This window comes from Myxococcus sp. MH1, assembly GCF_059738865.1.
Window position 1 is genome coordinate 3,010,161 of sequence record NZ_AP026947.1, and the last position, 23,452, is coordinate 3,033,612.

At 70.1% G+C, this 23,452-nt stretch carries 19 protein-coding genes; 11 read left to right on the plus strand and 8 right to left on the minus strand.

Features of this window, described 5'->3' with window-relative positions:
- Positions 1-50: 50 nt before the first annotated feature.
- The gene (locus AC6JA9_RS12355; protein WP_473569546.1) at positions 51-1,229 is read left to right on the plus strand and encodes a DUF7107 domain-containing protein; all 1,179 of its coding nucleotides are present in this window, start codon (positions 51-53) and stop codon (positions 1,227-1,229) included.
- A 33-nt stretch (positions 1,230-1,262) separates the two neighbouring features.
- Here the strand turns inward: AC6JA9_RS12355 and AC6JA9_RS12360 are convergent, their stop codons facing one another.
- Positions 1,263-2,264: a class I SAM-dependent methyltransferase gene (locus AC6JA9_RS12360; protein WP_370640424.1), complete on the minus strand. Its 1,002-nt coding sequence runs from the start codon at positions 2,262-2,264 to the stop codon at positions 1,263-1,265.
- Here AC6JA9_RS12360 and AC6JA9_RS12365 point away from each other — a divergent pair.
- The 4 genes from AC6JA9_RS12365 to AC6JA9_RS12380 all read left to right on the plus strand — a co-directional run bounded on the left by AC6JA9_RS12365 (position 2,263) and on the right by AC6JA9_RS12380 (position 7,122).
- Positions 2,263-2,958, plus strand: coding sequence for a UdgX family uracil-DNA binding protein (locus tag AC6JA9_RS12365; RefSeq protein WP_408891181.1), 696 nt, complete (start codon positions 2,263-2,265; stop codon positions 2,956-2,958). The genes AC6JA9_RS12360 and AC6JA9_RS12365 overlap by 2 nt on opposite strands.
- Before the next feature lie 150 nt (positions 2,959-3,108).
- Positions 3,109-3,870 carry a crotonase/enoyl-CoA hydratase family protein gene (locus tag AC6JA9_RS12370; protein ID WP_223750622.1) on the plus strand — a complete coding sequence of 254 codons (762 nt, stop codon included), beginning with the start codon at positions 3,109-3,111 and terminating at the stop codon, positions 3,868-3,870.
- Positions 3,871-3,919: 49 nt separating this feature from the next.
- Positions 3,920-5,065, plus strand: a complete 1,146-nt coding sequence (locus AC6JA9_RS12375; RefSeq protein ID WP_223750623.1) for a cystathionine gamma-synthase — start codon at positions 3,920-3,922, stop codon at positions 5,063-5,065.
- Positions 5,066-5,253: 188 nt separating this feature from the next.
- A complete protein-coding gene (locus tag AC6JA9_RS12380) occupies positions 5,254-7,122 on the plus strand; it encodes a metallophosphoesterase (protein WP_497959743.1) in 1,869 nt (622 codons plus the stop codon).
- A 52-nt stretch (positions 7,123-7,174) separates the two neighbouring features.
- On the opposite strand, the gene AC6JA9_RS12385 is transcribed toward AC6JA9_RS12380, so the two are convergent.
- A complete protein-coding gene (locus AC6JA9_RS12385; RefSeq protein ID WP_223750625.1) occupies positions 7,175-8,614 on the minus strand; it encodes a tail fiber domain-containing protein in 1,440 nt (479 codons plus the stop codon).
- A 461-nt stretch (positions 8,615-9,075) separates the two neighbouring features.
- Positions 9,076-9,342, minus strand: coding sequence for a hypothetical protein (locus AC6JA9_RS12390; RefSeq protein ID WP_408891177.1), 267 nt, complete (start codon positions 9,340-9,342; stop codon positions 9,076-9,078).
- Between the two features lie 145 nt (positions 9,343-9,487).
- Between AC6JA9_RS12390 and AC6JA9_RS12395 the strand changes: the two genes are divergently transcribed.
- A complete protein-coding gene (locus AC6JA9_RS12395; protein ID WP_223750646.1) occupies positions 9,488-9,937 on the plus strand; it encodes a MaoC family dehydratase in 450 nt (149 codons plus the stop codon).
- Positions 9,938-9,991: 54 nt separating this feature from the next.
- Here AC6JA9_RS12395 and AC6JA9_RS12400 read toward each other — a convergent pair whose 3' ends face one another.
- From AC6JA9_RS12400 to AC6JA9_RS12410, 3 genes are read right to left on the minus strand one after another with little or no spacing between them, the layout of a single operon-like run.
- Entirely contained in the window at positions 9,992-10,807 is an 816-nt protein-coding gene (locus tag AC6JA9_RS12400; RefSeq protein ID WP_497959745.1) for an isocitrate lyase/PEP mutase family protein, read from the minus strand.
- Between the two features lie 44 nt (positions 10,808-10,851).
- Positions 10,852-11,391 carry a methylated-DNA--[protein]-cysteine S-methyltransferase gene (ogt, locus tag AC6JA9_RS12405; RefSeq protein WP_473569541.1) on the minus strand — a complete coding sequence of 180 codons (540 nt, stop codon included), beginning with the start codon at positions 11,389-11,391 and terminating at the stop codon, positions 10,852-10,854.
- Positions 11,384-12,880 (minus strand): AlkA N-terminal domain-containing protein, encoded by a 1,497-nt coding sequence (locus tag AC6JA9_RS12410; protein WP_223750647.1) that lies wholly within the window; start codon positions 12,878-12,880, stop codon positions 11,384-11,386. The genes ogt and AC6JA9_RS12410 overlap by 8 nt, the downstream gene beginning before the upstream one ends.
- 144 nt (positions 12,881-13,024) lie before the next feature.
- Between AC6JA9_RS12410 and AC6JA9_RS12415 the strand changes: the two genes are divergently transcribed.
- Entirely contained in the window at positions 13,025-14,371 is a 1,347-nt protein-coding gene (locus tag AC6JA9_RS12415) for a hypothetical protein (RefSeq protein WP_483577414.1), read from the plus strand.
- Between the two features lie 90 nt (positions 14,372-14,461).
- On the opposite strand, the gene AC6JA9_RS12420 is transcribed toward AC6JA9_RS12415, so the two are convergent.
- Complete coding sequence (locus tag AC6JA9_RS12420; RefSeq protein WP_223750630.1) at positions 14,462-15,829, minus strand: pyridoxal-phosphate dependent enzyme; 1,368 nt, start codon at positions 15,827-15,829, stop codon at positions 14,462-14,464.
- Between the two features lie 357 nt (positions 15,830-16,186).
- On the opposite strand from AC6JA9_RS12420, the gene AC6JA9_RS12425 reads away from it, so the two are divergent.
- The 4 genes from AC6JA9_RS12425 (at position 16,187) to AC6JA9_RS12440 (ending at position 22,570) form a co-directional block, all read left to right on the plus strand.
- Positions 16,187-17,227, plus strand: a complete 1,041-nt coding sequence (locus AC6JA9_RS12425) for an aminoglycoside phosphotransferase family protein (RefSeq protein WP_497959747.1) — start codon at positions 16,187-16,189, stop codon at positions 17,225-17,227.
- A gap of 28 nt (positions 17,228-17,255) precedes the next feature.
- Positions 17,256-18,287 carry a nucleotidyltransferase family protein gene (locus AC6JA9_RS12430; protein ID WP_497959749.1) on the plus strand — a complete coding sequence of 344 codons (1,032 nt, stop codon included), beginning with the start codon at positions 17,256-17,258 and terminating at the stop codon, positions 18,285-18,287.
- A gap of 363 nt (positions 18,288-18,650) precedes the next feature.
- Positions 18,651-20,555, plus strand: coding sequence for a malto-oligosyltrehalose trehalohydrolase (treZ, locus tag AC6JA9_RS12435; protein ID WP_223784932.1), 1,905 nt, complete (start codon positions 18,651-18,653; stop codon positions 20,553-20,555).
- A 5-nt stretch (positions 20,556-20,560) separates the two neighbouring features.
- Positions 20,561-22,570 (plus strand): amylo-alpha-1,6-glucosidase, encoded by a 2,010-nt coding sequence (locus AC6JA9_RS12440; protein ID WP_267697172.1) that lies wholly within the window; start codon positions 20,561-20,563, stop codon positions 22,568-22,570.
- A 63-nt stretch (positions 22,571-22,633) separates the two neighbouring features.
- Here the strand turns inward: AC6JA9_RS12440 and AC6JA9_RS12445 are convergent, their stop codons facing one another.
- A complete protein-coding gene (locus tag AC6JA9_RS12445) occupies positions 22,634-23,398 on the minus strand; it encodes a Stp1/IreP family PP2C-type Ser/Thr phosphatase (RefSeq protein WP_074957967.1) in 765 nt (254 codons plus the stop codon).
- Between the last annotated feature and the right edge of the window lie 54 nt (positions 23,399-23,452).

Genomic DNA, 23,452 nt, shown 5'->3' on the forward strand with positions numbered 1-23,452 from the left:
CAACCCACCCGGTGGCCGGACCGGTTCCCCGTAGCTCGGAGTCCCCGCTCATGAGGCACAACCCCCTGCGACGCCTGCTGGCGCCGCTGCTCGTGCTGTTCGCCTTCCTCCAAGGCTGCATCATCCACGAGCCCGACGACAGTTGGATGGACGACGAGGACCTCTGCTACTGCTCCACCAACGCCGACTGTGATTCGGGTCAGCAGTGCGTCGGCGGGTACTGTCGAGACGTCGGCTCCGGCACCCAGCGGTGTTCCTCCTCGCTCGAGTGTCCCGGCACGCAGATCTGCCTCGACAACTTCTGTGCCCAGCCCTGCGTCCGCAACGGCGAGTGCCCCAGTGGTCGCTGCGAGGGCGGCTTCTGCACGCCTTCCTCCACGCCGCGCCCCGATGCGGGCACTCCCGATGGTGGTCCTCGTCCGGATGGCGGGTCGCGCCCCGACGGCGGTTCCCGCCCCGACGGTGGTATCGACGGTGGTCCCGTGACGGACGCGGGCCCCGGCCCCACGTGCTGGGTGAACGCGGACTGCGGCGCGGGCAACTACTGCATCAACAACCAGTGCGTGCGCGGCTGCTCGACGGATTCCAACTGCTCTGGCGACGAGGCGTGCGTCTCGGGCGTGTGTCGCCCGCGTCCGCCGGACCCGAACGCGTGCCGCTCGGCGTACGACTGCTCGGAGGGCAAGGACTGCGTGGATGGCCAGTGCCGGGCGCAGTGCGAGTCCACCACGCAGTGCCCCGAGGACTACTCCTGCCAGATCGGCTACTGCCTGCCGATTCCCCACGGCGGTGAGTGCCGCGCCAACTGCGACTGCCCCTCCGGCCAGGTCTGCACCAACGGCCAGTGCCGCTCGCCGCAGCCGGAGCCGGGCCAGACGTGCATGGCCAACTGCGACTGCCCCTCCGGTCAGGTCTGCACCAGCGGCTACTGCCGTCCTCCGCAGCCGCCGCCTCCGCCTCCCGACGCGGGGCCGGGCACGTACTGCGCCGCCAACTGCGACTGCCCCTCCGGTCAGGTCTGCACCAACGGCTCCTGCCGCGCGCCCACGCCTCCGCCTCCCGACGCGGGCTCCAGCAACGTCTGCCGCGCCAACTGCGAGTGCCCGGAGAACCACGCGTGCACCGACGGCGTGTGCAAGCCCGTCAACCGCGGCAGTGGCCAGGCCTGTGTGGCCAACTGCGAGTGCCCCGCGGGCGAGCGCTGCGTCGAGAACGCGTGCTGGCTGTAGCCAGGTGACGTCCCGGGTGGCGCCCTCGCTTCGTCAGGGCGCCACCATCCGCCAGCAACGGTGGATGTCCTTGCGCTGGAAGTCCTCGGGGATGGAGCCGGGCGTGAGCTCCTCCACGGACTTCCAGCCGCGCGTCGCCTTGGCGTCCAGTTGGAAGCCGAGGAAGTTGTTGGAGAAGTAGAGGACGCCTCCGGGGGACAGCAGCGTCCGGAGCGCGTCCAGCATGCGCACGTGGTCGCGCTGCACGTTGAAAGAGCCCGTCATCTTCTTCGACGTGGAGAAGGAGGGCGGGTCGCAGACGATGAGGTCGAAGCGCTCGGGGCCTCGGGCCTGGGCTTCCACCCAGGCCTTGGCGTCGCCGCGGACCAGCTCGTGGCGCGCGTCCGCGAGGCCATTGAGGTCCAGGTTGTCCTCGGCCCAGTCGAGGTACGTGTTGGACAGGTCCACCGTCACGGTGCTCGCGGCGCCGCCGGCGGCGGCGTAGACGGTGAACGCGCCCGTGTACGCGAAGAGGTTGAGGAAGCGCTTGCCCCGGACCTCCTCGCGCACGCGCTGGCGTGTGTCGCGGTGGTCCATGAAGAGGCCGGTGTCCAGGTAGTCGCCCAGGTTGACCCAGAACTTCAGGCCGCGCTCCTCGACGACGAGCCGACCGCTGCCCTCGCCCACGCGGCCATACTGCGCGCGGCCCCAGGGCTGGGGCGTGTGCGTCTTGACGAAGACGCGCTCGGCGGGCGTCTCGAGCACCTGGGTCACCGCGGCGAGGACCTCCTCGCGCTGCGTCTCCGCGGTGCCGGACTTGAGGGCCTTGCGGCGTGGGTACTCGGTGACGTGCACGCAGTCGCCGTAGATGTCGACCGCGTAGGGGTACTCGGGAATGTCCCGGTCATAGACGCGGAAGGCCGTCAGCCCCTGGGCGCGAGCCCACCTGCGGAAGTGCTTCGAGCCCTTGCGCAGCCGGTTGGCGAACATGCCGGCCTCCGCCTGGGGTGCCGCGTCGTCGCCGCCGTTGCCGTGAATACCTTGTGGGTCAGCCATGCCCAAGCGTCCCTCCGTCCAGACCACCGCGGCCCCACTCATCCCTGAGTCTCCGACGTACGACAAGCTCCGAGAAGCCGCTTCGGGCTGTCAGGCGTGTCCCTTGTGGAAGACGGGGACGCAGACCGTGTTCGGCGAGCCGGTGGGGAGGCCCGGTCCAGGCCCCAGGGTGATGCTGGTGGGCGAGCAGCCTGGAGACCAGGAGGACCGTGAGGGCAGGCCCTTCGTGGGGCCGTCCGGCAGGCTGCTGGACGAGGCGCTGGAGGAGGCCGGCATCGACCGCTCGCAGGCGTATGTCACCAACACGGTGAAGCACTTCAAGTGGACGGGGGACGGCAAGCGCCGCATCCACGCGAAGCCCAACACCACCGAGGTGCGCGCGTGCCTGCCGTGGCTCGAGGCGGAGATACAGGTGTTCCGCCCCGACATCCTCGTGTGCCTGGGGGCCACCGCGGCGCAGGCGCTGCTCGGCAAGGACTTCCGCGTGACGCAGCAGCGAGGGCAGCCGATTCCCTCCGCGTGGGCGCCCATCGTCGTGGCCACGGTGCACCCCTCGTCCATCCTGCGAGCGCCGGACCCGGAGGCCCGGGAGCGGCAGCGCGAGGCGTTCGTGGAGGATTTGCGCGCGGTGGCGCGGCTCATCCGCGAGGCGTCCTCGGACAGGGGAGGGGAGGACGCGCACGCGCCGATGTGATGGCGGTGGGGCCGCGAAGGCAGAAGCCTTGTGGTCGTGAGCATGTGGTTGCGCCATCACCCTCGCCGCAATGCGTCCTCGCAGAGCGCAGGGGGCGTCCGCGCGCCGAGGTGATTGCGGTGCGGCAGCGCGCGGAGAAGACTCCGCGCCATGAGCGTGCGCACCGAGAAGAACGGCCCCGTCACCACCGTCGTCCTCCACCGTCCCGAGGTGCGCAACGCCGTGGACGGTGCCACCGCGCAGCTCCTCGCGGACGCCTTCCGCGCGTTCGACGCGGACACGGAGTCGCGAGTCGGCGTCCTCTACGGCGACGGAGGCACCTTCTGCGCGGGCGCGGACCTCAAGGCCGTCTCCGAAGGCCGCATGCCGCGTCTCCAGATGGACGGCGACGGTCCCATGGGCCCCTCGCGCATGGTGCTGGGCAAGCCCGTCATCGCGGCCATCAGCGGCCACGCCGTCGCCGGGGGCCTGGAGCTGGCGCTGTGGTGTGATTTGCGCGTCGTCGAGGAGGACGCGGTGCTCGGCGTCTTCTGCCGGCGCTGGGGCGTGCCGCTCATCGACGGAGGCACCGTGCGGCTGCCCCGGCTCATCGGGTTGTCCCGGGCCCTGGACCTCATCCTCACCGGCCGCCCCGTGTCCGCCCAGGAGGCGCTGGGCATGGGGCTGGTCAACCGCGTCGTCCCCAAGGGCCAGGCCCGGGAGGCCGCCGAGGCGCTCGCCCGGGAGGTGGCCGCCTTCCCCCAGGCCTGCATGAACGCGGACCGCGCCTCGGCCTACGCCCAGGGCGGCCTCTCCCAGGAAGAAGCACTGCGTCAGGAGTTCATCCGGGGCGTCAAGGTGCTGGAGTCCGAGTCCGTCCCGGGGGCCACCCGCTTCGCGAAGGGGGCCGGGCGGCACGGGAAGTTCGAGTAATGCGGAGGTGCTGATGCACGGCCCGGGGGCCTGTGTTAGTCCCCCCGCCATGCGCTTCGACACCCTCGCCATTCATGCCGGCCAGGAGCCGGACCCCACGACGGGCGCCATCATGACCCCCGTCTACCTGACCTCCACCTACGTCCAGGACGGGCCGGGGGAACACAAGGGCTACGAGTACAGCCGTACGCAGAACCCCACCCGCAAGGCGCTCCAGGACTGCCTGGCCGCGCTCGAGGGCGCGAAGTACGGCGCCGCCTTCGCCTCCGGCCTCGCGGGCACCGACATGCTGATGCACATGTTGGATCACGGTGACCACGTCATCGTCTCCGACGACGTGTACGGCGGCACCTTCCGCCTGTTCGACAAGGTCTACAAGCGCTGCGGCTTGAACTTCTCCTTCGTCGACCTGTCCCAGCCGGGCGCCTTCGAGAAGGCGATTACCCCGAAGACGAAGATGGTGTGGGTGGAGACGCCCACCAACCCGATGCTCAAGCTCATCGACCTGGCCGCCATCGCCCAGGTCGCCAAGAAGCACAACATCCTCGCCGTCGCCGACAACACGTTCATGACGCCGTACTTCCAGCGCCCGCTGGACCTCGGCTTCGACGTGGTGGCGCACTCCACCACCAAGTACCTCAACGGCCACAGCGACGTGGTGGGCGGCTTCGTCTGCACCAGCCGCGATGACGTGGCCGAGCGGATGTACTTCCTCCAGAACGCGGTGGGCGGCGTGTCCGGCGCGTTCGACAGCTTCCTCGTGCTGCGCGGCGTGAAGACGCTCCACGTCCGCATGGACCGCCACGCGCACAACGCGATGAAGGTGGCCCAGTACCTGGCCACGCACCCGAAGGTGAAGAAGGTGACGTACCCGGGCCTGGAGACGCACCCGCAGCACGCGCTCGCCAAGCAGCAGATGACGGGCTTCGGCGGCATGCTGACGTTCGACATCCACGGCGGCCTGGAGGCGGCGCGCACCTTCCTCAAGACGGTGAAGGTCTTCGCGTGCGCGGAGTCGCTCGGCGGCGTCGAGTCCCTCATCGAGCACCCGGCCATCATGACCCACGCCTCCGTGCCCAAGGAGACGCGCGAGAAGCTCGGCATCGCCGACGGCTTCATCCGCCTGTCCGTGGGCATCGAGGACTCGCGGGACCTCATCGATGACCTGGCCCAGGCGCTCGACGCGGCGAAGTAGCCCGCGTCTCCACCTGGCAGGCCGCTGACCCAGGGCCTCCTTGCTCCCCCTGCTCGGGGCGCATGGAGGCCCTTCGTCCGTGCGCGCCCTGACGGCCGTGGCTCGCGCTCGGCTGCCCAGCCGCCTGGGAGGATGCGCGACTGTCGGGTATCGGAATGTTCAGCGGTGCGGGTCGATTGGGGCCGACCATGAGCAACCGACCGATTCTCTCCGCTTGCCTGCTGGGCGTGCTGTGTTCGGCCGTCTCCGGCTGTGACGAGCCCCTCTCTTCTCCCGACAAGTCCGCGCCCGTCGAGACGCCCGCTCCCGAGGCCTCCGACGTCGCCGGGACTCCGCTGACGGCGCCCGACTGCCGCATCCTCACCACGCAGCTGGCGACGGCGAGTGGCGATGACGGTGAGGGCAGCGTCGCCGCGAACTCGCAGGACGATGACGTGTCGACGCGCTGGAGCGGGCCGGGCGTGGGCGCGTTCCTCACGATGGACCTGGGCTCGTCGCAGTCCGTGGCGGGCGTCACCGTGGCGTGGCACCGCGGCAACGAACGACAGAACCACTTCGTCCTCTCCACGTCCGTGGACGGCGTGAGCTTCACCCAGGCCCTCGCGGGAGACAGTGCGCTGAACACGCAGGCGCAGACGTATGCGTTCAGCGCGCGTCAGGCGCGCTACGTGCGCGTCACCGTGAACGGGAACACGGTGAACGACTGGGCCTCCATCACCGAGGCGCGAGCGTGTGGTGAGCGCACGGTGCCGCCCGCGCCCACGGCGGACTCGGGGCCCGTGCTGCCGCGCCTGCCGTACCTCCAGAGCGTGGGGCCCACGAGCGCCATCATCGCGTTCCGCTCGGGCGTGTCGTGTACGCCCTTCGTGCGCTTCGGCGACGGCTCGCTGCTGGCGCGCACGGCGACGGCCACCGTCGCGGGCTGGCGTCACGCGGTGAAGCTGGAGGGACTGCGGCCGGGACAGTCCTATGGGTACAGCGTGGAGGCGTGCGGCTCCGTCACGGGGCTGCGGACGTTCCGCACGGCGTCGGCTCCGGGGACGCCGCGCGTGCGCTTCACGACGATGGGGGACTTCGGCACGGGAGGCTCCGCGCAGTCGAAGGTGATGGCGGTGATGAACAAGCCCGAGTGGCGCGGGGAGTTCCTCGTCGCGCTGGGGGACAACGCCTACGCCTCCGGCACGGACCAGGAGTTCCAGGACCGGATGTTCAAGCCCATGGCGACGCTGCTGCGCGAGGTGCCGGTGTTCCCCGTGCTGGGCAATCACGAGTACGTGACGAGCCAGGGCCAGCCCTACCTCGACAACTTCTACCTGCCGGCGAACAACCCCGCCAAGAGCGAGCGCTACTACTCGTTCGACTGGGGCAACGTGCACTTCGTGGCGCTCGACTCCAACTGCGCCATCGGCATGGCGTCCTCGGACCGGTGCTCGGCGTCCGCTCAGCAGGCGTGGGCCGAGCAGGACCTGGCGGCGAGCAAGCTTCCGTGGAAGGTCGTCTTCTTCCACCACCCGGTCTGGTCCAGCGGCGAGCACGGCTCCCAGCTCACCGTGCGCCGTGCCTACGCGCCGATGTTCGAGAAGCACGGCGTGGACCTGGTGCTCACGGGGCATGACCACAACTATGAGCGCAGCAAGCCGATGAAGGGCGACGCGGTGGCGCCGTCGGGCACGCGCGGAATCCCCTACGTCGTCGTCGGCAGCGGCGGCGCGACGCTGCGCTCCTTCCCGAGCAGCCAGCCCTCGTGGACGGCACTGCGCGACAACCAGGTGTACGGCTTCATGGACGTCATCGTGGATGGCGGCACATTGACGGCGCGGCTCATCACCTCCACGGGCGCCGTGCGCGACACCCTCACGCTCACGAAGACGCTGCCGACGACGTGGATGACGACGACGAAGCTCGAAGCGATGGAGACAGTGCCCGGTCCCGTCGACGACCCGGCCCGCATGCCGGAGAGCCTGCGGGCCCGGCCTCCGCTGCCTCCCGCGGACCGGCTGGAGGACGTGGCCGATGCGCCCGAGCCGCCCGTGCTCAGCGCGGAGGAAGTCCCGTAGCGCCTGAGTCCTCGCCACGGCGGAGCGTGCGCCGTGGCGAGCCTTCACCTCATCAGTGCCGCGAGTCCTTCGCCTGGATGGCGGCTTCCAGTCGGGACAGGCCGCGCTTGAGCTCGGCGAGCTCGCTCTTGAGCGCATCGACCTCCGCGGTCTTCTCTCGCAGCTCGCGCGTGCGGACCTCCAGCGCCTGGATGGCGGCCAGGTTGACGCCGTCCATGTCCAGCTGGCCGATGGTCTTGTCCCCCGCGCCCAGGCCGAACGCCGCATGGAAGTCCTGCGCCACCGGCCCCAGGTGACGCACCTCGCTCGCCTCGCCCTTGAAGCGCCAGGTGGAGATGGGCAGCCTGGCGACCTTCGTCAGCAGCGCCTCGCCGTCGACCTGGCGGAAGTCCTCCTTCAGGTTCCGGTCCGACGAGCACTCCCACCCCGCGGAGTTCGTGCGCAGCTCGCAGCGCGAGCCCAGGTTGGCGCTCGTGTAGAACATGACACCGCCCGCGGCGCGGACCATGAACTGATTGTCGTTGACGATGCTGGCCGTGCTCACGCCGGAGCGGTCTCCCCAGATGAACGCGCCCGTCTTCCCGTTCGTCGACACATCCTGTCCGAGCGCGAAGCTGTAGTTGCCGGTGGCCTGGACGCTCGCGCCGATCGCCAGCGCGCCGCGACCCGAGACCGTGTTCCCGGTGCCGAGCCCGATGGCGGAGAGGCCGGTGACGTTGTTGCCGCTCCCCATCGCGATGCCGCCCACCTCGCTGGTGGTGTTCCCTGCGCCCAGCGCGATGGAGCTGTCACCGCGCGCCACGTTGTCCTTCCCCATGGCGAACGACGCGGCCCCCTTGGCCAGCGAGCGATAGCCACCCGCCCAGGAGAAGTTGCCGACGCTGCCGTCGTCCCACTGCGTCTCCGTGTAGCCCGCGCGGAACGCCGCGAGGCCCGGCGCCCACATCAGCCGGGTGCCCGCGCCCGACACCGGCAATAGCCCCTTGTCCACCTCGCCGCTCGCCACCAGGCCTCCCGCCGAGTCCACGGTGAAGACCGGGAACTGCTTCCAGCTCGCGCCCGCCGACGTGGTGTTCAGCACCCTGAGCAGCGGACCCGGCGACTCGACGGTGGAGGCCGCGTCGACGAGCAGGTCCGAGCGCGTCGACAGCTGCCCGTGGGTGGTGCCCGAGCCCGTGAGCGCGAAGGAGCCCGTCTGCGCGGCGGTGGTGTTCTGCACGTAGTGCGCGCTGCCCGCCAGGGGCGCTCGCGCATCCGTGAGTCTCGGGTCGCTGGTCGGCACCGGCGCGTTGGCGCCGTCGTAGCGCACCCGCAGGACGTTGCCTTCCAACGCCAGCCCCTCGCCCACCTCCCAGCCGGTGCCACTCGGCCCCTGGGGACCTTGAGGGCCCTGCGGCCCCTGGAGTCCCTCGGCGCCGCGCGCTCCATCCGAGCCACAGCCCAGCCCCGCGAAGGTGACGCCCAGCGCGGCCAGCCATGTCCTGACACCCATTCGATTCCTCCTGGCGAGATAGGGCCCGAAGTCTAGCGCCCTACGCGCCAGGTAATCTCGGAGAGATGGGTTCTCTCCGTGTCCTACCCGGGTGCCGGTGAACGATACGCCCCAGGGGCAGTGACGCGTCTCGCGCCCGGTGTGGGGACAGGCGCGGCATTGTCGGGCGCTGGGGGTCCTGGCGAGGGCGCCGCATTTCGGACACCGGTTGATGACGGCGGTGTCGGGGGGCTCGGCCAGGAAGCGGCGTTCGAGGTGACGGGCGGGGCCTTCCTTCCCCATCCTTAAAGGGGCGCGGGCTTCGAATGGCCCGCGCCCCCTCACTCCTCGGCGGTGCTCCTCCTGTTGTACTGGAGGGGCGAGAGGCTCCTCATATGAGCCCCACCGCGGTTGCCCACGGGCGCTCGCGCGTGAGCCTGCAGAGCGCGTCGCGCCGAAACATCGGACGAATCAATCCAGGGCTACATGCAGCGGTTTTCACAGACACCCAGCAGACAGAACCAGCACGGGCCCACGCACGTGGGGCGACAGGCCGCGTTGGAGTGCTCGCTGGTGGCGAGCGTCATGTCCGAGGGCGGCAGGCTCACCGTCTCCTCACAGGTCGTCTCGCCCATGTCCTGGACGAGCGCGGCGGAGGTCTCCCCCGTGGACAGGGCGGCGAGCCCCACCACGAGCAGGGTGCACAGCAACATGAACAGGGACCGCTGGCGCTCGAGCTTCGCGAACATCCGTGTCTCCTTGGTGATGTCGGGATGAGGCCCCGCCAGTCTGTCATGAAGCGCACTTAATGAGAAAATCGAGCAATCGATGTGATGGGCGAGGAGGGGACGCAAGGCGTTGCCGCGGCACGTCGAGCGGCCTATGGAAGAGGTCATGCGCTACTTCGACGACTTCCAACCCGGCGAGGCGAGTGAGGCCGGCCCCTACGTGGTCTCCCGCGAGGAGATCATCGCCTTCGCGAAGCAGTTCGACCCGCAGCCCTTCCACCTGAGCGACGAGGGTGGGCGCGAGGGCATCTTCGGAGGACTCATCGCCAGCGGGTGGCACACCGCGTCCATCTGCCACAAGCTGGCGGTGGAGCACCTGTTGAGCAAGACCGCGAGCCTGGGTTCACCGGGCCTGGACGAGCTGCGCTGGCTCAAGCCCGTGCGTCCCGGTGACGCGCTCACCGCGCGCTTCGAGGTGCTCTCCACCACGCCGTCGCGCAGCAAGGCGGACCGGGGCGCCATCAAGTTCCGCTTCGAGGTGCGCAACCAGCACGGCGAGGTGGTGATGACGGAGGTCGCCAACGCGCTGTTCGCCCGGCGGCCCGAGGCGAAGTAGGGCGCGCTCCGGTGCTGACATGCGGGGGCTCGGGTGGGCACCCCGCGTCGGTGCTCAGCGCTCCGCCATCAGCTTGTTGAGCACCGGATAGGAGATGCCCGCCTCCGGAGCGGGGGCGGCGGCGCCGTCTCGCAGGAACTCCGTGGAGAGCGCGGCCACGCGGCCGAGGATGGACTGGGCCATGCCGGCGCCGGCGCTGACGCGACGCACGCCGAGCGTGGCGAGCTCCGACGCGGCGGGCAGCCCCGCCATCGCCATGAGGTTCACCGGCAACCCCGCCTCGGATGTCACGACCTTGATTTCCGCGGGCGTCTTCAAGCCCGGCACGAAGAGCCCGTCCGCGCCCGCCGCCTTGTAGCGCCGCGCCCGCGACAGCGTCTCCTCCACGCGCTTGTCCGCCGGACCGATGCCCTTCAGGAACACATCCGTGCGCGCGTTGATGAACAGGTCCAGCCCGCGCCCGGCCACCGCGCGCTTCACCGCTTCAATCTTCGCGCACAAGAGGTCCGCGCTCCCGGAGCCGTCCTCCAGGTTGATGCCCACGCCCCCCGCGTCGAGCACGCCGAGCGCCACCTCACCCACCGCCTTCGGGTCGTCCGAGTAACCGCCCTCCATGTCCACCGTCAGCGGCACCTTCACCACGCGCGCGATGGAGGCCACGGTGTCGAGCAACCGGCTCACCGGCAGCGCGTCTCCGTCCGGGTACCCCTGGGCCCACGCCACCCCCGCGCTCGTGGTGGCGAGCGCCCTGGCACCCAGGCTCTCCATGACGCGCGCGCTGCCCGCGTCCCAGGCGTTGACCAGCAACAACAGCCCCGCCTCGTGCAGCTGGCGGAAGGCTCGAATCGAATCGGGAGGCGCGACAGGCATGGGGTGGTCCTCGAGGGGTGTGGGGGAGTGGGCCCGCGTCGACGTCAGGATTTCAAGAGGGGCAGGGCCCTGGACTCGTGGCTGAGTAACCAGCGCTTGCGCTGGATGCCACCTCCATAACCCGTGAGCGAGCCATTGGCGCCCACCACGCGATGACACGGCACGACGATGCCCACGGGGTTCGCTCCATTGGCCAGTCCCACCGCGCGCACCGCCGCGGGCCGACCGATTCTGCGCGCGAGCTCCGAGTAGGAGACGGTGCTCCCACACGGAATCGAGCGCAGCGCGGCCCACACCTCGCGCTGGAAGTCGGTGCCCGCGGTCCTCACGGGCAGCGTGTCGATGACGTCGAGCTTGCCGGAGAAGTACGCGCGCATCGTGGCGGTGAGCCCGCCCGGATCGCTCGCCTCCTCCAGCGTATACCCCTTCTCGCCGTAGTGCAGGCGCAGCAACTGGAGCATGCGCGCCTCGTGCTCCGTCCAGTCCACGGCGCGCAGGTGGCCCTCGCGGTCCGCGATGATGACCAGCTCGCCGATGGGCGTGTCCGTCCTGTCGATGAGGAATCGTGCCGTCGTCTCAGCCATGGCGCACCTCCGGAAGGCGAGGGCGCGGACCCGGATCCGCGGCCCACAGGTGTTGCGCGGCGTAGGCCCGCCAGGGCCGCCAGGGCTCCGCGCGTCGCAGCAGCGCCTCGGGCGTGGGTCGCGCGCCTTCGTCCGTGGCCGCGCTCCTCAGGAGCGCCACGTCGCTCGCGGGGAACGCGTCCGTCTCGCGCAGCGCGCGCAGGGCGATGTACTGCGCGGTCCACTCGCCCACGCCGCGGATGGAGCGCAGCCGGGCGATGCCCTCCTCGACGGTGCCGAACGGCTGGAACAACAGCGGGTCCGCCAGCGCCGCCTCGGCCATGGCCTTGAGGGCCGCCTTGCGCGCGGACGGCATGCCCAGCGCGCCCAGGTCCGCGTGGGCCACGCGCTCCGGTGACGGGAACACCCGCGTCAGCCCCGAGGGCAACCCCTCCACGGGCCCCTCACAGCACAGCGCCACCAGTCGCCCCGCGAGCCCGCGCGCCGCCTCCACCGAGACCTGTTGTCCGAGGATGGCGCGCACCGCCAGCTCGAACCCGTCCCAGGCGCCCGGAGCCCGGAGGCCGGGCCGCTGCGCCACGAGGCCCGCGAGGAACGGGTCCTTCGACAGGTGCTCGCCAATCGCCTCGATGTCCGCGCCCACGTCGAACACGCGCCGCACGCGCGCGACGATGGCCGGCAGCGATTGCACGCGCGCGAAGCGGATGCACACCACCAGGTTGTTGCGCCCCGGCTCGTGGGACACCTCCACCGTCCCCACGGCGCCGTCCTGGGACACGGTGCGCTGGTAGCTTGCGCCGTGCACTCGCTCCACGCCCTCGATGGCGCGCGCGGAGAGATAGGCGAGCATCGCGGCCCAGTCATACGGGGGCCGGTAGCGCAGCCGCAGCGTCACGCCCGCGTCCGCGGGCTCCTCGGTCATGCTCTTGCGGCGCAGCGCGCCTGGCGCCCGCTGGTAGAGCGCCTGGAAGGTCTCGTTGAAGCGGCGGATGCTGCCAAAGCCCGAGGCCAGCGCCACCTGGGACAGCGGCATGCGCGTCTCCTGGATGAGCTGCTTGGCGAAGAGCACGCGCCGCGTCTGCGCCACGGCCACCGGCGTCGCGCCCAGGTGCTGCTTGAACAGGCGGCGCAGCTGCCGGTCTCCCACGCCCAGCCGCTCCGCCAGCGCGTCCACGCCCGCCTCGCCGCCGTCCAGCGCGCCCTCCGCGATGAGCGCGAGCGCGCGCGACACGGTGTTGGACGTGCCCCGCCACGAGGCCAGGTCCGGCGCCGTCTCCGGGCGGCAGCGCAGGCACGGCCGGAAGCCCTCCTCCTGCGCGGCGGCGGCCGACGCGTGGAACCGGCAGTTCTCCTTCCTCGGCGTGCGGGCCGGGCAGACAGGGCGGCAGTAGATGCCCGTGGACGTCACCCCGACGAAGAGTCGGCCGTCGAAGCGGGCATCCCGCGACTGGAGCGCGCGGTAGCAGGCGTCGGTGTCGAGCAGGTCCATGCCCCGGACAGTGTCACCCGCGTGGCCCGCACGCTCGCGGTTTTCGGACATGAATGGCCCTACCGGCCCCAGCCTTTCCGCGCGGACACCGCCCGGCTAGGCTCACGCGGTCTGGCCTGCCACGGGCCTTGGGGGGAGCACGACATGATCATCGTCTACCAGTCGCTGGAATCCACCGGAAAGAAGGAGGACTCCCTGGGGACGGCGCTCATGGGCAACTCGTTCAAGCACGGGGCGCAGTCCAACGTGGGGGAGATCTACCCCCTGGACAACAACCAGACGCTGACCTTCCAGACGCCCGTCTACGACCTGGTCGCGAAGAAGATGACCTTCCCCTCGTCGACCATCCAGTTCGCGACCCAGGTCGAGTCGAAGGCCCTCTCGTCCCGCTACGACAAGGAGCGCAAGGAGCCCGGCGAGGGCAAGGCGCTGCTGTTGAGCTTCATGAAGGGCGTCATCGACACCATCACGAAGAGCGTGATGAACCGGACGCGCTCCAGGGGCGAGCTCCCCAGCGTGCGCCTGCCGGGCATCATCGTGTTGGGCGAGGCCTTCACGACGGACCTGCTCAAGGACCTGGGCGTCAGCTCCGTGGGGGGCTATCGGGTCGTCACGGGGATGAACCCCACGGGGGACTCACGCCACCGCTTCACCGTCCTCTTGCGCGAGGACCTGAACCTCCGCGACAGCGACATCGAGATGTTCCCGTACACGCTCACGTCCAACGACAACAAGGACGAGCAGGCCCGCTGCGTCATCCTGCGGGTCATGGGCTGGCTGATGGCGTTCGTGCACACGCCCAACGCCATCTGCAAGGACAGCACGCGGGTCATCAAGTATCTGGCGAACAACGCCAAGAACGTCACCACGAAGGAGAAGCTCGACCTGGTGATGGGCGACACCAATCAGCCCACGAGCGACTTCGTCAAGAGCACCCTCAAGAATCAGCTCGGCGGTGAGGACTGGGTGTCGAGCGTGCTCGACGACAAGCAGGAGCTCGTCGGCTTCGGCGGGCACAACGTGTTCAGCATCTCCGGCACGAACAGCACCTTCAAGACGCACTTCGACATCGCGTGCACGCCGCACATGACGGCGGTGGTCCGCGACGGCAAGGTGTTGGGGTTCGACGAGGACGACTCCCAGGCCAACCCGGCGTTCGTCTTCCACGGGCTGACGGACAAGTTCACCGAGCTGGAGGGCAAGGCCTACGCCTACAGCGACCACAACGGCGTCATCGTCGAGGTGCTCCGCCAGAAGTCCGTCTACGCCCAGCGCGAGCGGAAGCGGAAGGAGGAGCGCTGCTCGGACTGCCGCCGTCCGCTGACGGCGCTGGACCAGCTCGCGGGCAGGCACCTGACGTGTCGCTACGCGCCCCTGGCCCTGCGGTGGAATCCGCCCGACGGCGAGGACGACGATGGGGAGGCGCCCGAGCGACAGTTCAAGAAGCGCAAGCCCGAGCCGCCTCCCGACAACGGCCTCGGCAACGGCTGACGAGGCCTGCCTGGAGGCACGAAGGGCCTCCCACCGGCGAACGGTGAGAGGCCCTCTGTGTGAACGACGTCGGCGCCCGAGGGCGCGGCGTCAGGCCGCGGTGCGGTGCAGGAAGTCGATGAGGTCGATCTTCGTGACGATGGCGACCACCTTCTCGCCCTCCTTCACGACGGCCACGTTGTCCTGCGCGAACACCTCACGCAGCCGCGCGATGCTCGTGTCCAGCGACAGCGCCCCCTGCAGCGGCGCGACGATGGCGTCGATGGTGTCGGCGAACTTCACCTTCCCGGCGACCAGCGCGTTGAGCAAATCGTACTCGTGCACCATGCCCACCGCGCGGCCGTCCTCGGTGACGACCGGCATCTGGCTGATGCCATGGCCGCGCATCGTCTCCACGACCTGGTCCACCCGGTCGCCCTTGCGCGCCGTCTTCACGTCGCGCTGCTTGCTGCCCAGGATGTCGCGCACGGTGCCCGTGCCCTTGTCCTCGGCGAAGCCGTTGTCGCGCATCCACTCGTCCGAGTGGAACTTGCTGATGTAGCTGCTGCCGGAGTCGGGCAGCACCACGACGATGGTCTTCCCCTTGCCCACTTCCTTCGCCAGCTGCACGGCCACGTGCACCGCGGCGCCGGAGGAGCCACCCGCGAAGATGCCCTCCTCGCGCGCCAGGCGGCGGGCGGCGACGAAGCACTGGCGGTCATCGACCTGGCGCACGTCGTCCACGACCTTGAAGTCCATGGCGCCGCACAGCATGTCCTCGCCGATGCCCTCCACCTTGTAGACGTGCGGCTCGGTCAGCTTGCCCGTCTTGAAGTAGCCCTCGTAGACGGAGCCCTCGGGGTCCACGCCCACGTTCTTCAGGCCGGGGATCTTCTCCTTGAGGAACTTGCCGGCGCCGCTCATCGTCCCGCCCGTGCCCAGGCCGGAGACGAAGTAGTCCACCTTGCCGCCCGTCTGCTCGAAGATCTCCGGGCCGGTGAGGGAGTAGTGCGCCTCGATGTTGTCGGGGTTGTGGTACTGGTTCAGCATGAACGCGCCCGGCGTCTCGCGGTGCAGGCGCTTGGCCGTCTCGTAATAGCTGCGCGGGTCCTCGGCCGGCACGTTCGTCGGCGTCACCACCACCTGCGCGCCCAGCGCCTTCAGGCGGTTGATCTTCTCCAGGGACATCTTGTCCGGCATGGTGAAGATGCACTTGTAGCCCTTCACCGCCGCCGCCAGCGCCACGCCCATGCCGGTGTTGCCGGACGTGTTCTCCACGATGGTGCCGCCGGGCTTGAGCTTCCCCTCCCGCTCGGCCTTCTCGATGATGTACAGCGCCATGCGGTCCTTGATGGACGCGCCGGGGTTCATGAACTCGCACTTCACGAGCACCGTCGCGTCGTTGGGACCGACGAGCTTGTTGAGCTTGACGAGCGGCGTGTTGCCAATCGCGGTGAGGATGTTGTCGTGGATGTCCATCGCGGCTTCCAGAAAAAGGGGGGTTCGCGGCGCGTCTTATATGCCGCCCGCGCGGCCCGGTCGACAGCGGGAGACCATCTCCCCCGTCGGAGAGCAACAGTGTGCTCCCCGGGGGCCTTCCCCGCTGTGCTCCTCCCACCGTCCCCGGGGGTAGGCCGCTGTCCGGGCCTGCTCCGTCTGGGGGCGGCCGGCCTTCCGACGCGCCGCGACGGACGCGGGTGGGCGCCGTCGCGTACGTGACAGGCCGGGCGGCCAGGGGGCATCCGCCGCGTCCGGCCTTTGACGCGGAAAGTCGCCCCTCCCATACTCGCGGGCCATCTTCCTCTCGAAGACCCCCATTTGGAGAACCCCGTCGATATGGAACTCGAGGCCGCCCTGCGCGACCAGGTGGGACAGGCCATTGGCCGTCCCGTTCCCCAGGCTCCCATCAAGAAGCTGAAGGGAGACGCGAGCAACCGCTCGTACTACCGCGTCGGCGCACCCCCGGAGAGCTGGGTGGTGATGGAGATGCCGCTGGACGCGACGAAGAAGAGCGAGGAGGCCACCAAGGGTGAGCCGCCCAAGGAATTGCCCTTCGTCAACGTGCACCGCTACCTGGAGAAGCTGGGCGTGCGCGTGCCGCGAATCCTGCGCTACGACGAGCCGGCGGGGATGATGGTGCTCGAGGACCTGAGCGACATCACCTTCGAGTCCGCGCTGGAGGGCGGCAAGCACCGCGAGGCGCTCTACACCCGCGCGGTGGACCTGCTGGCGAAGCTGCGCGCCCAGGCGGAGAAGCACCAGGACCCGGACTGCCTGGCCTTCACGCGCGCGTTCGACGAGGACCTGTACGACTGGGAGCTGCACCACTTCCGCGAGTGGGGCCTGGAGGCGTGGAGCGGCAAGAAGCCCACGGCCGAGGAGCGCGCCGAGCTTGACGCCAGCTTCCGCGACATCGCCAAGCAGCTGGCCGCCGCGCCCCGAGGCTTCACGCACCGCGACTACCAGAGCCGCAACATCATGGTGAAGGAGGGCGAGCTGGTGGTCATCGACTTCCAGGACGCGCTCCAGGGCCCGCGCCAGTACGACCTGGTGGCGCTCCTGCGCGACAGCTACGTGGAGCTGGACCGCGCGTTCGTGGACGCGATGCTGGACCGCTACATCGCCACGTTCCAGCAGGAGACGGGCGAGCGCATCGACCCGGTGGCGTTCAAGGCGTTCTTCGATTTGCTCACCGTGCAGCGCAAGCTGAAGGACGCGGGGCGCTTCGAGTACATCAATCGCTTCAAGGGCAACCCGGGCTTCCTGGTGTCCATCCCGGCGTCGCTGCGCTACGTGCGCGAGGCGTTCCGGCACCGTCCGGAGCTCGCGCGGTTGCAGGCGCTGGTGGCGAAGTACGTTCCGGAGCTGGCCGCCTGAGTCGGGCACCGGGGGAGGGGAGGCGACGATGAAGGCGATGGTCCTCTGCGCGGGGCTGGGCACGCGGCTGCGTCCGCTGACGGAAGCCTGGCCCAAGCCGGCGCTGCCGCTGTTGGGGCAGCCGCTCTTGCGCTACCACCTGGCGGTGCTGAAGGCCGCGGGCGTGACGGCGGTGGGCATCAACACGCACCACCTGCCGGACACGATGGAGGCGGTGGCGCGCGAGGAGTGCGCTCGCGCGGGGCTGCCGCTGCACGTCGTGCGCGAGCCCGTCATCCAGGGCACGGGCGGAGGCATCCGGGGCCTGAGGAACTTCCTCTCCGACGGGGACTTCCTCGTCTTCAACGGCGACATCCTCTACCCGGTGGACCTGCGGCCCGTGGTCTCCATGCACCAGGCGTCCGGTGCGCTGGCGACCATGGTGCTGCAGCCCATGCCGGAGGGGGAGAAGTACGCGGCGGTGGAGCTGGACGGCGCGGGGCAGGTCCAGCGCATCGCGGGCCATGGTCCCGGGGGCGAGGGCCTGACGCCGTGGCACTTCACCGGCGTGCACGTGATGTCTGCGCGCATCTTCGACTTCATGACGGCCGAGGGGCCCGAGGACATCAACCGCGAGGTCTACGTGCGCGCGATGTCGGCGGGGCAGGTGGTGCGCGGCGTCCGCGTGGATGGGTACTGGTCCGACCTGGGCACGCCGTCGCGCTACCTGGCCACGGTGCGTGACGTGCTCGCGGGGCAGGTGCGGCTGGAGTGGCTGGGCGCGGCCTCGCCGCTGGCGGGGACGGTGCGTGGGCCGGGCGCGTCGTGGGCGCATCCGGAGGCGGACGTGCGCGGCGCGCGAGTGGAGGGACCCGCGTTCTTCGAGCGAGGCGTGTCGCTCGCGGCGGGCGTCGTCGTGGGCGCGAGTGTGTCGCTCGGCGCCGAGGTGAAGGTGGGCGCGGGGGCCCGGCTCAGCCGCGCCGCCGTGTTCGAGCGGACGGAGATTGCCCCGGGCGAGACGCTCGAGGAGGTCCTCGCCTGGAAGCAGCACCGGATTCCCGCGCCGCTCACCGGGCGCTGAATCCCGAGGAAGCCACCGCACCGCGCCCCGGGAAGCGGCGGTCCCAGGCGTGCGCGGTGTTCTCGCCTGGCCGACCGCCCATCCCTCGGGGGCGGGTGGCTCGTGCGCTGGCGCGCGAGGGCTGCGTCCACCCGTTCGACCGCCCGGCCCCATGCGTCCTCGTGAGGGCATGGCCCGCGCGGGACGTCGTGAAGCGACGGCGAGGCACTCCCTGGCGTGGCGGGCACCTTCGTCCGGGTGGGGTCGGCGAGCAGGCGCAGCGCGTCCTCCGTCCGTCGCCGCTGCGGGTGCCACGTCTTACCGTCACTGCTGGCGGCGTGTTCGCGCGAGCGCGTGTTCGGCGCATGACGGGAGGTCGAGGGCATGACGTGGCGAGGGACGTTGGGGGCCAGGCCCGAGGGGAAGGACCGCACGCATTTTCGCGTCTGGGCGCCACGTCGCCGGATGGTCGAGGTCTCCGTCCAGGGCGCGTCGCGTCCGCTGCCCCTCGTCCGGGACGCACGAGGCTACTTCGAGGGCGTCCATCCCGCGCCGGTGGGCGCGCGGTACAAGTACCGGCTCGATGACCGCGAGGAGTTCCCCGACCCCGCCTCCCGCTTCCAGCCCGACGGGCCGCACGGACACAGCGAGGTGGTGGACCCATGGTCGCACGCGTGGCGCGACGGAGACTGGAAGGGGCTCGCCTCCATCCAAGGCCAGGTGCTGTACGAGCTGCACCTGGGCACCTTCACGCCCGAGGGTACGTACGAGGCGGCCATCGAGAAGCTGCCCCTGCTCGCGGAGCTGGGCGTCACCTGTCTGGAGTTGATGCCGCTGCACACCTGTCCCGGCCGCTTCAACTGGGGCTACGACGGCGCGCAGCTCTTCGCGCCCCATCCCGCCTACGGCCGCCCCGAGTCGCTGCGGGCCTTCGTGGAGGCCGCGCACGGGCTGGGCCTCGGCGTGGTGCTGGACGTCGTCTACAACCACCTGGGACCGGACGGGAACTACCTGGCCCAGTACGCCCCCGGCTACTTCACGAAGAAGTACGAGAACGAGTGGGGCGAGCCGACGAACTTCGATGACGGCGAGGACGCGGGCCCCAGCCGCGAGTTCTTCGTCGAGAACGCCTGCGCGTGGATGGCCGAGTACCACTTCGATGGCCTGCGCCTGGACGCGACGCAGAGCCTCTACGACGACGGGCCCCGGCACATCGTCCAGGTCATCACCCAGGCGGCGCGCGAGGCGGCGGGCGGACGCGGGGTGCTCATCATCGCGGAGAACGAGCCGCAGGACGAGCTGTGCGTCCGCGCGCCCGAGCGCGGCGGATGGGGCGCGGATGGGCTCTGGGTGGATGACTTCCACCACTCGGCACGCGTCGCGGCCACCGGGCGCGCGGAGGCGTATCTGCAGGACTACCGCGGCAACGCGCAGGAGCTCTTGTCGTGCGTGCTGCGCAACTCGCTCTATCAGGGCCAGTACTACCGCTGGCAGAAGAAGGCCCGCGGCTGTCCCCTCTGGCGCGTGCCCGCGAGCGCGTGTGTCTTCTACCTCCAGAACCACGACCAGCTGGCCAACATGCTCGGAGGCCACCGGCTGCACCACGTCGGCGGCGAGCGCCGGGCGCGGGTGCTCACGATGCTGTGGCTCTTGTCGCCCCAGACGCCCATGTTCTTCATGGGCCAGGAGTGGTTCGCCAGCTCCCCGTTCCACTACTTCGTGGACCACGAGCCGGAGCTGCAGGCGGTGGTGCGCCAGGGCCGCGACGCGTTCATCGGCCAGTTCGAGAGCGCGCGCCACGCCCTCGAGCACGAGGGGTTCGAAGAGCACGTGGATGAGCGCGCCTTCCGCCGCTCCCAGCTCGACTGGACGGAGCGGGAGCGCCGCACGGGGCCGCTCACGCTGCACCGGGAGCTCCTGCGCCTGCGCCGCGAGGATTCGGTGCTCGCCCGACAGGATGGCGGCCAGCTGATGGGGGCCGTCCTCTCCGAGAGCGCCTTCCTGCTGCGCTACCTGGGAGGCGAGCAGGAGGGGGACCGGCTGTTGCTCGTCAACCTGGGGAGCGAGCTGGAGCTGTCTCCCTGCCCCGAGCCGTTGTTGGCCCCACCGCGGGATGAAGGGTGGCGCCTCGGACTGTCCAGTGAAGAGGTTCGATTCGGAGGGACAGGCTCTTGCTCACTGGATTCACTGAGGGTCGAGACGTCGTGGCGCGTGCCGGGGATGACCGCCCTGTGGATGACGAGTCCTCGGGAGAGCAGGACCGGCCCCGGGCCTCGGATGGCAGGATGAGCCGCATGCGCGGACTGCCAGAGGTGAAGTTCGGATGGCCCGGGGGCGCCCCGGCCACGGAGGTCCTCGGACGGGAGTGGCTGGTGACGAATGGCCTGGGGGGCTACGCGTCCAGCACCCTGGCCGGCGTCAACGCGCGCCGCTACCACGGCCTGTTCATCCCCAGCCTGCCGGAGAAGGGCCGCACCGTCATGCTGTCGCGGCTCATCGAGACGGCCCGGGTGGAGGGGCAGGTGTACCGGCTGGAGGGCGAGGTGCGCGCGGACGGGACGCTGGCGGGCGACACGTCGCTCTTGCGCGGCTTCCGGCTCGACGGCCTCATCCCCGAGTGGGACTACGTGCTGGGCCCCACGCGGCTTCGGCGCAGGCTGGTGATGGTGCATGGCGAGAACACGCTCTTCATCGAGTGGGTGCACCTGTCCGGGCCCGCCGTGAAGCTGCGCCTGAGGCCCTTCCCCACGTTCCGCGTCCACGAGCACGACTTCCCCCACGGCTACTGTCAGCCCAAGGTGGTGCTCCAGGGGGAGCGCATCGAGATGTGCGCGGGCAAGGAGGCCGAGCCCCTGCGCCTGCGGCTGTACTCGGATGCCTCGGTGCCCTTCGTGGCGCTGCCGGAGATCTCCCCGCCCATCCTGTACCGCACCGAGCGCGCGCGCGGGATGCCGCACGTGGAGACGCAGGCGAGCCCCGGCTACTTCGAGTGCACGGTGAAGCCCGGAGGCCGGCTGGCGCTGGGTGCCACGGTGCAGGACTGGGCGGTGTTGGACCGCGACCCGGCCATCAGCTTCGACATGGAGCGCGAGCGCGAGTGGCGCCTGTTGGAGCGGGCGCCGGCGCAGGCCCGCAAGGACACGGCGGCGAGGCTGGTGCTCGCGGCGGACCAGTTCATCGTGGACCCCATGCGTCCGCGCGACGACGCGTGGGCGCGGGCCATCGGCGAGGATGCGCGCAGCGTCATCGCCGGCTACCCGTGGTTCACGGACTGGGGCCGCGACACGATGATTTCGCTCGAGGGACTGACGGTGTCCACGGGCCGCCTGCGCGAGGCGGCGGCGATTTTGCGCACGTTCCGCCACCACGTCCGCGACGGCCTGCTGCCCAACCTCTTCCCGGAGGGCGAGGCCGAGGGCCTCTACCACACGGCCGACGCGACGCTCTGGTTCTTCCACGCGGTGGACCGCTACGTCACGGCGTCCAAGGACGAGGAGCTGTTGCGCGAGTTCTTCCCCACGCTGGAGGACATCGTCCAGAAGCACCTGAAGGGCACCCGCCACAACATCCGCATCGACCCGGACGACGGGCTCTTGACGCAGGGCGAGCAGGGCTACCAGCTCACGTGGATGGACGCGAAGGTGGACGGCTGGGTGGTGACGCCCCGGCGCGGCAAGGCGGTGGAGCTCAACGCGCTGTGGTTCAACGCCATGAAGCTGATGGCGGAGTGGGCCGTGCTGCTGGGCGTGGACCCCGCGCCCTACAACCAGGCCGCCGAGCGCGCGCAGGCGTCCTTCAACCAGCGCTTCTGGAACCCTCGCACCCAGTGCCTGTTCGACGTGGTGGACGCGGAGGGCGGCGGCAACGACGCGGCGGTGCGGCCGAATCAAATCTTCGCCCTCTCGCTCAAGTACCCGGTGCTCGCGCGCGACAAGTGGCCCCAGGTGCTGCGCAAGGTGGAGGTGGAGCTGCTCACCCCCGTGGGGCTGCGCTCATTGGCGTCGGACCACTCCGACTACAAGGCCACCTATGACGGCGACTTGCGCGCGCGCGACGCGGCGTACCACCAGGGCACGGTGTGGAGCTGGCTCATCGGCCACTACGTGGACGCGGCGCTGAGGGCGCAGCCGGACCGCGCCCACCTGCGCGACGTCATGGACGGCCTGGAGGCCCACCTGCGACAGGCGGGCGTGGGGCAGGTGAGCGAGATCTTCGACGCCACGCCCCCCTTCCGTCCCAGGGGCTGCATCGCCCAGGCGTGGGGCGTGGCGGAGGCGCTGCGCGTCTTCCTGCGCACCGCCTGAGCAGGCTCAGGCGGGGGCCGCGGATCGCCCGAGCCAGGGACTCAGGCGGGGCCGCGCGGGGACTCAGGCCGGGTGGTAGCGGGCGAGCACGCAGGTGACGTTGTCGTTGCCGCCCGCGGCGTTGGCCATGTCGATGAGCTGGGAGCACGCCTTGTCCAGCTCCGGCGTGCGCCCGAGGATCTCCTGCATCTGCGCGTCGGTGACCATGCCGCTCAGGCCGTCCGAGCACAGCAGGAAGACATCGCCCGGCTGGGGCTCCACGCGGGAGACATCCACCTGGACGTTCTCCTTCATGCCCAGCGCACGCACGATGACGTTCTTGTGCGGGAAGTTCTCGACCTCCTCGGGCGAGAGCTTCTTCGCCTTGAGGTAGTCGTTGAGCAGCGAGTGGTCCTCGGTGATCTGCTTGAGGGCGCCGGAGCGGAAGAAGTACACGCGGCTGTCGCCCACGTGCCCGACGTAGGCCACGTCGCTGGCGAAGTGCACGCTGACGATGGTCGTCCCCATGCCCTTGTACTTCGACTCGCTGCTGGCCTTCTCGTAGATGCGCGCGTTGGCGAGCTTGATGCCGGTGGCCAGCCGGTTCTCGTCATAGTTGCGCTGCTTGTCCATCTTGAAGGGCCAGGTGCTGTCCTGGTCCTTGGACGTCATCTTGTAGAACTCACCCAACTCGTCCACGGCGATGCGGCTGGCAATCTCTCCAGAGGAGTGGCCACCCATCCCATCCGCGACGATGAAGAGGTGCTCCTCGGGCAGCATGAGGAAGTTGTCCTCGTTGTGATTCCGCTTCATCCCGACGTGGGTGCTGCCGGCTACCTCGATGCGCATGCGCGGGAACTCTTCTAAGGGGACGAGAAACTGGCGGGGCACGTTAACAAAGCG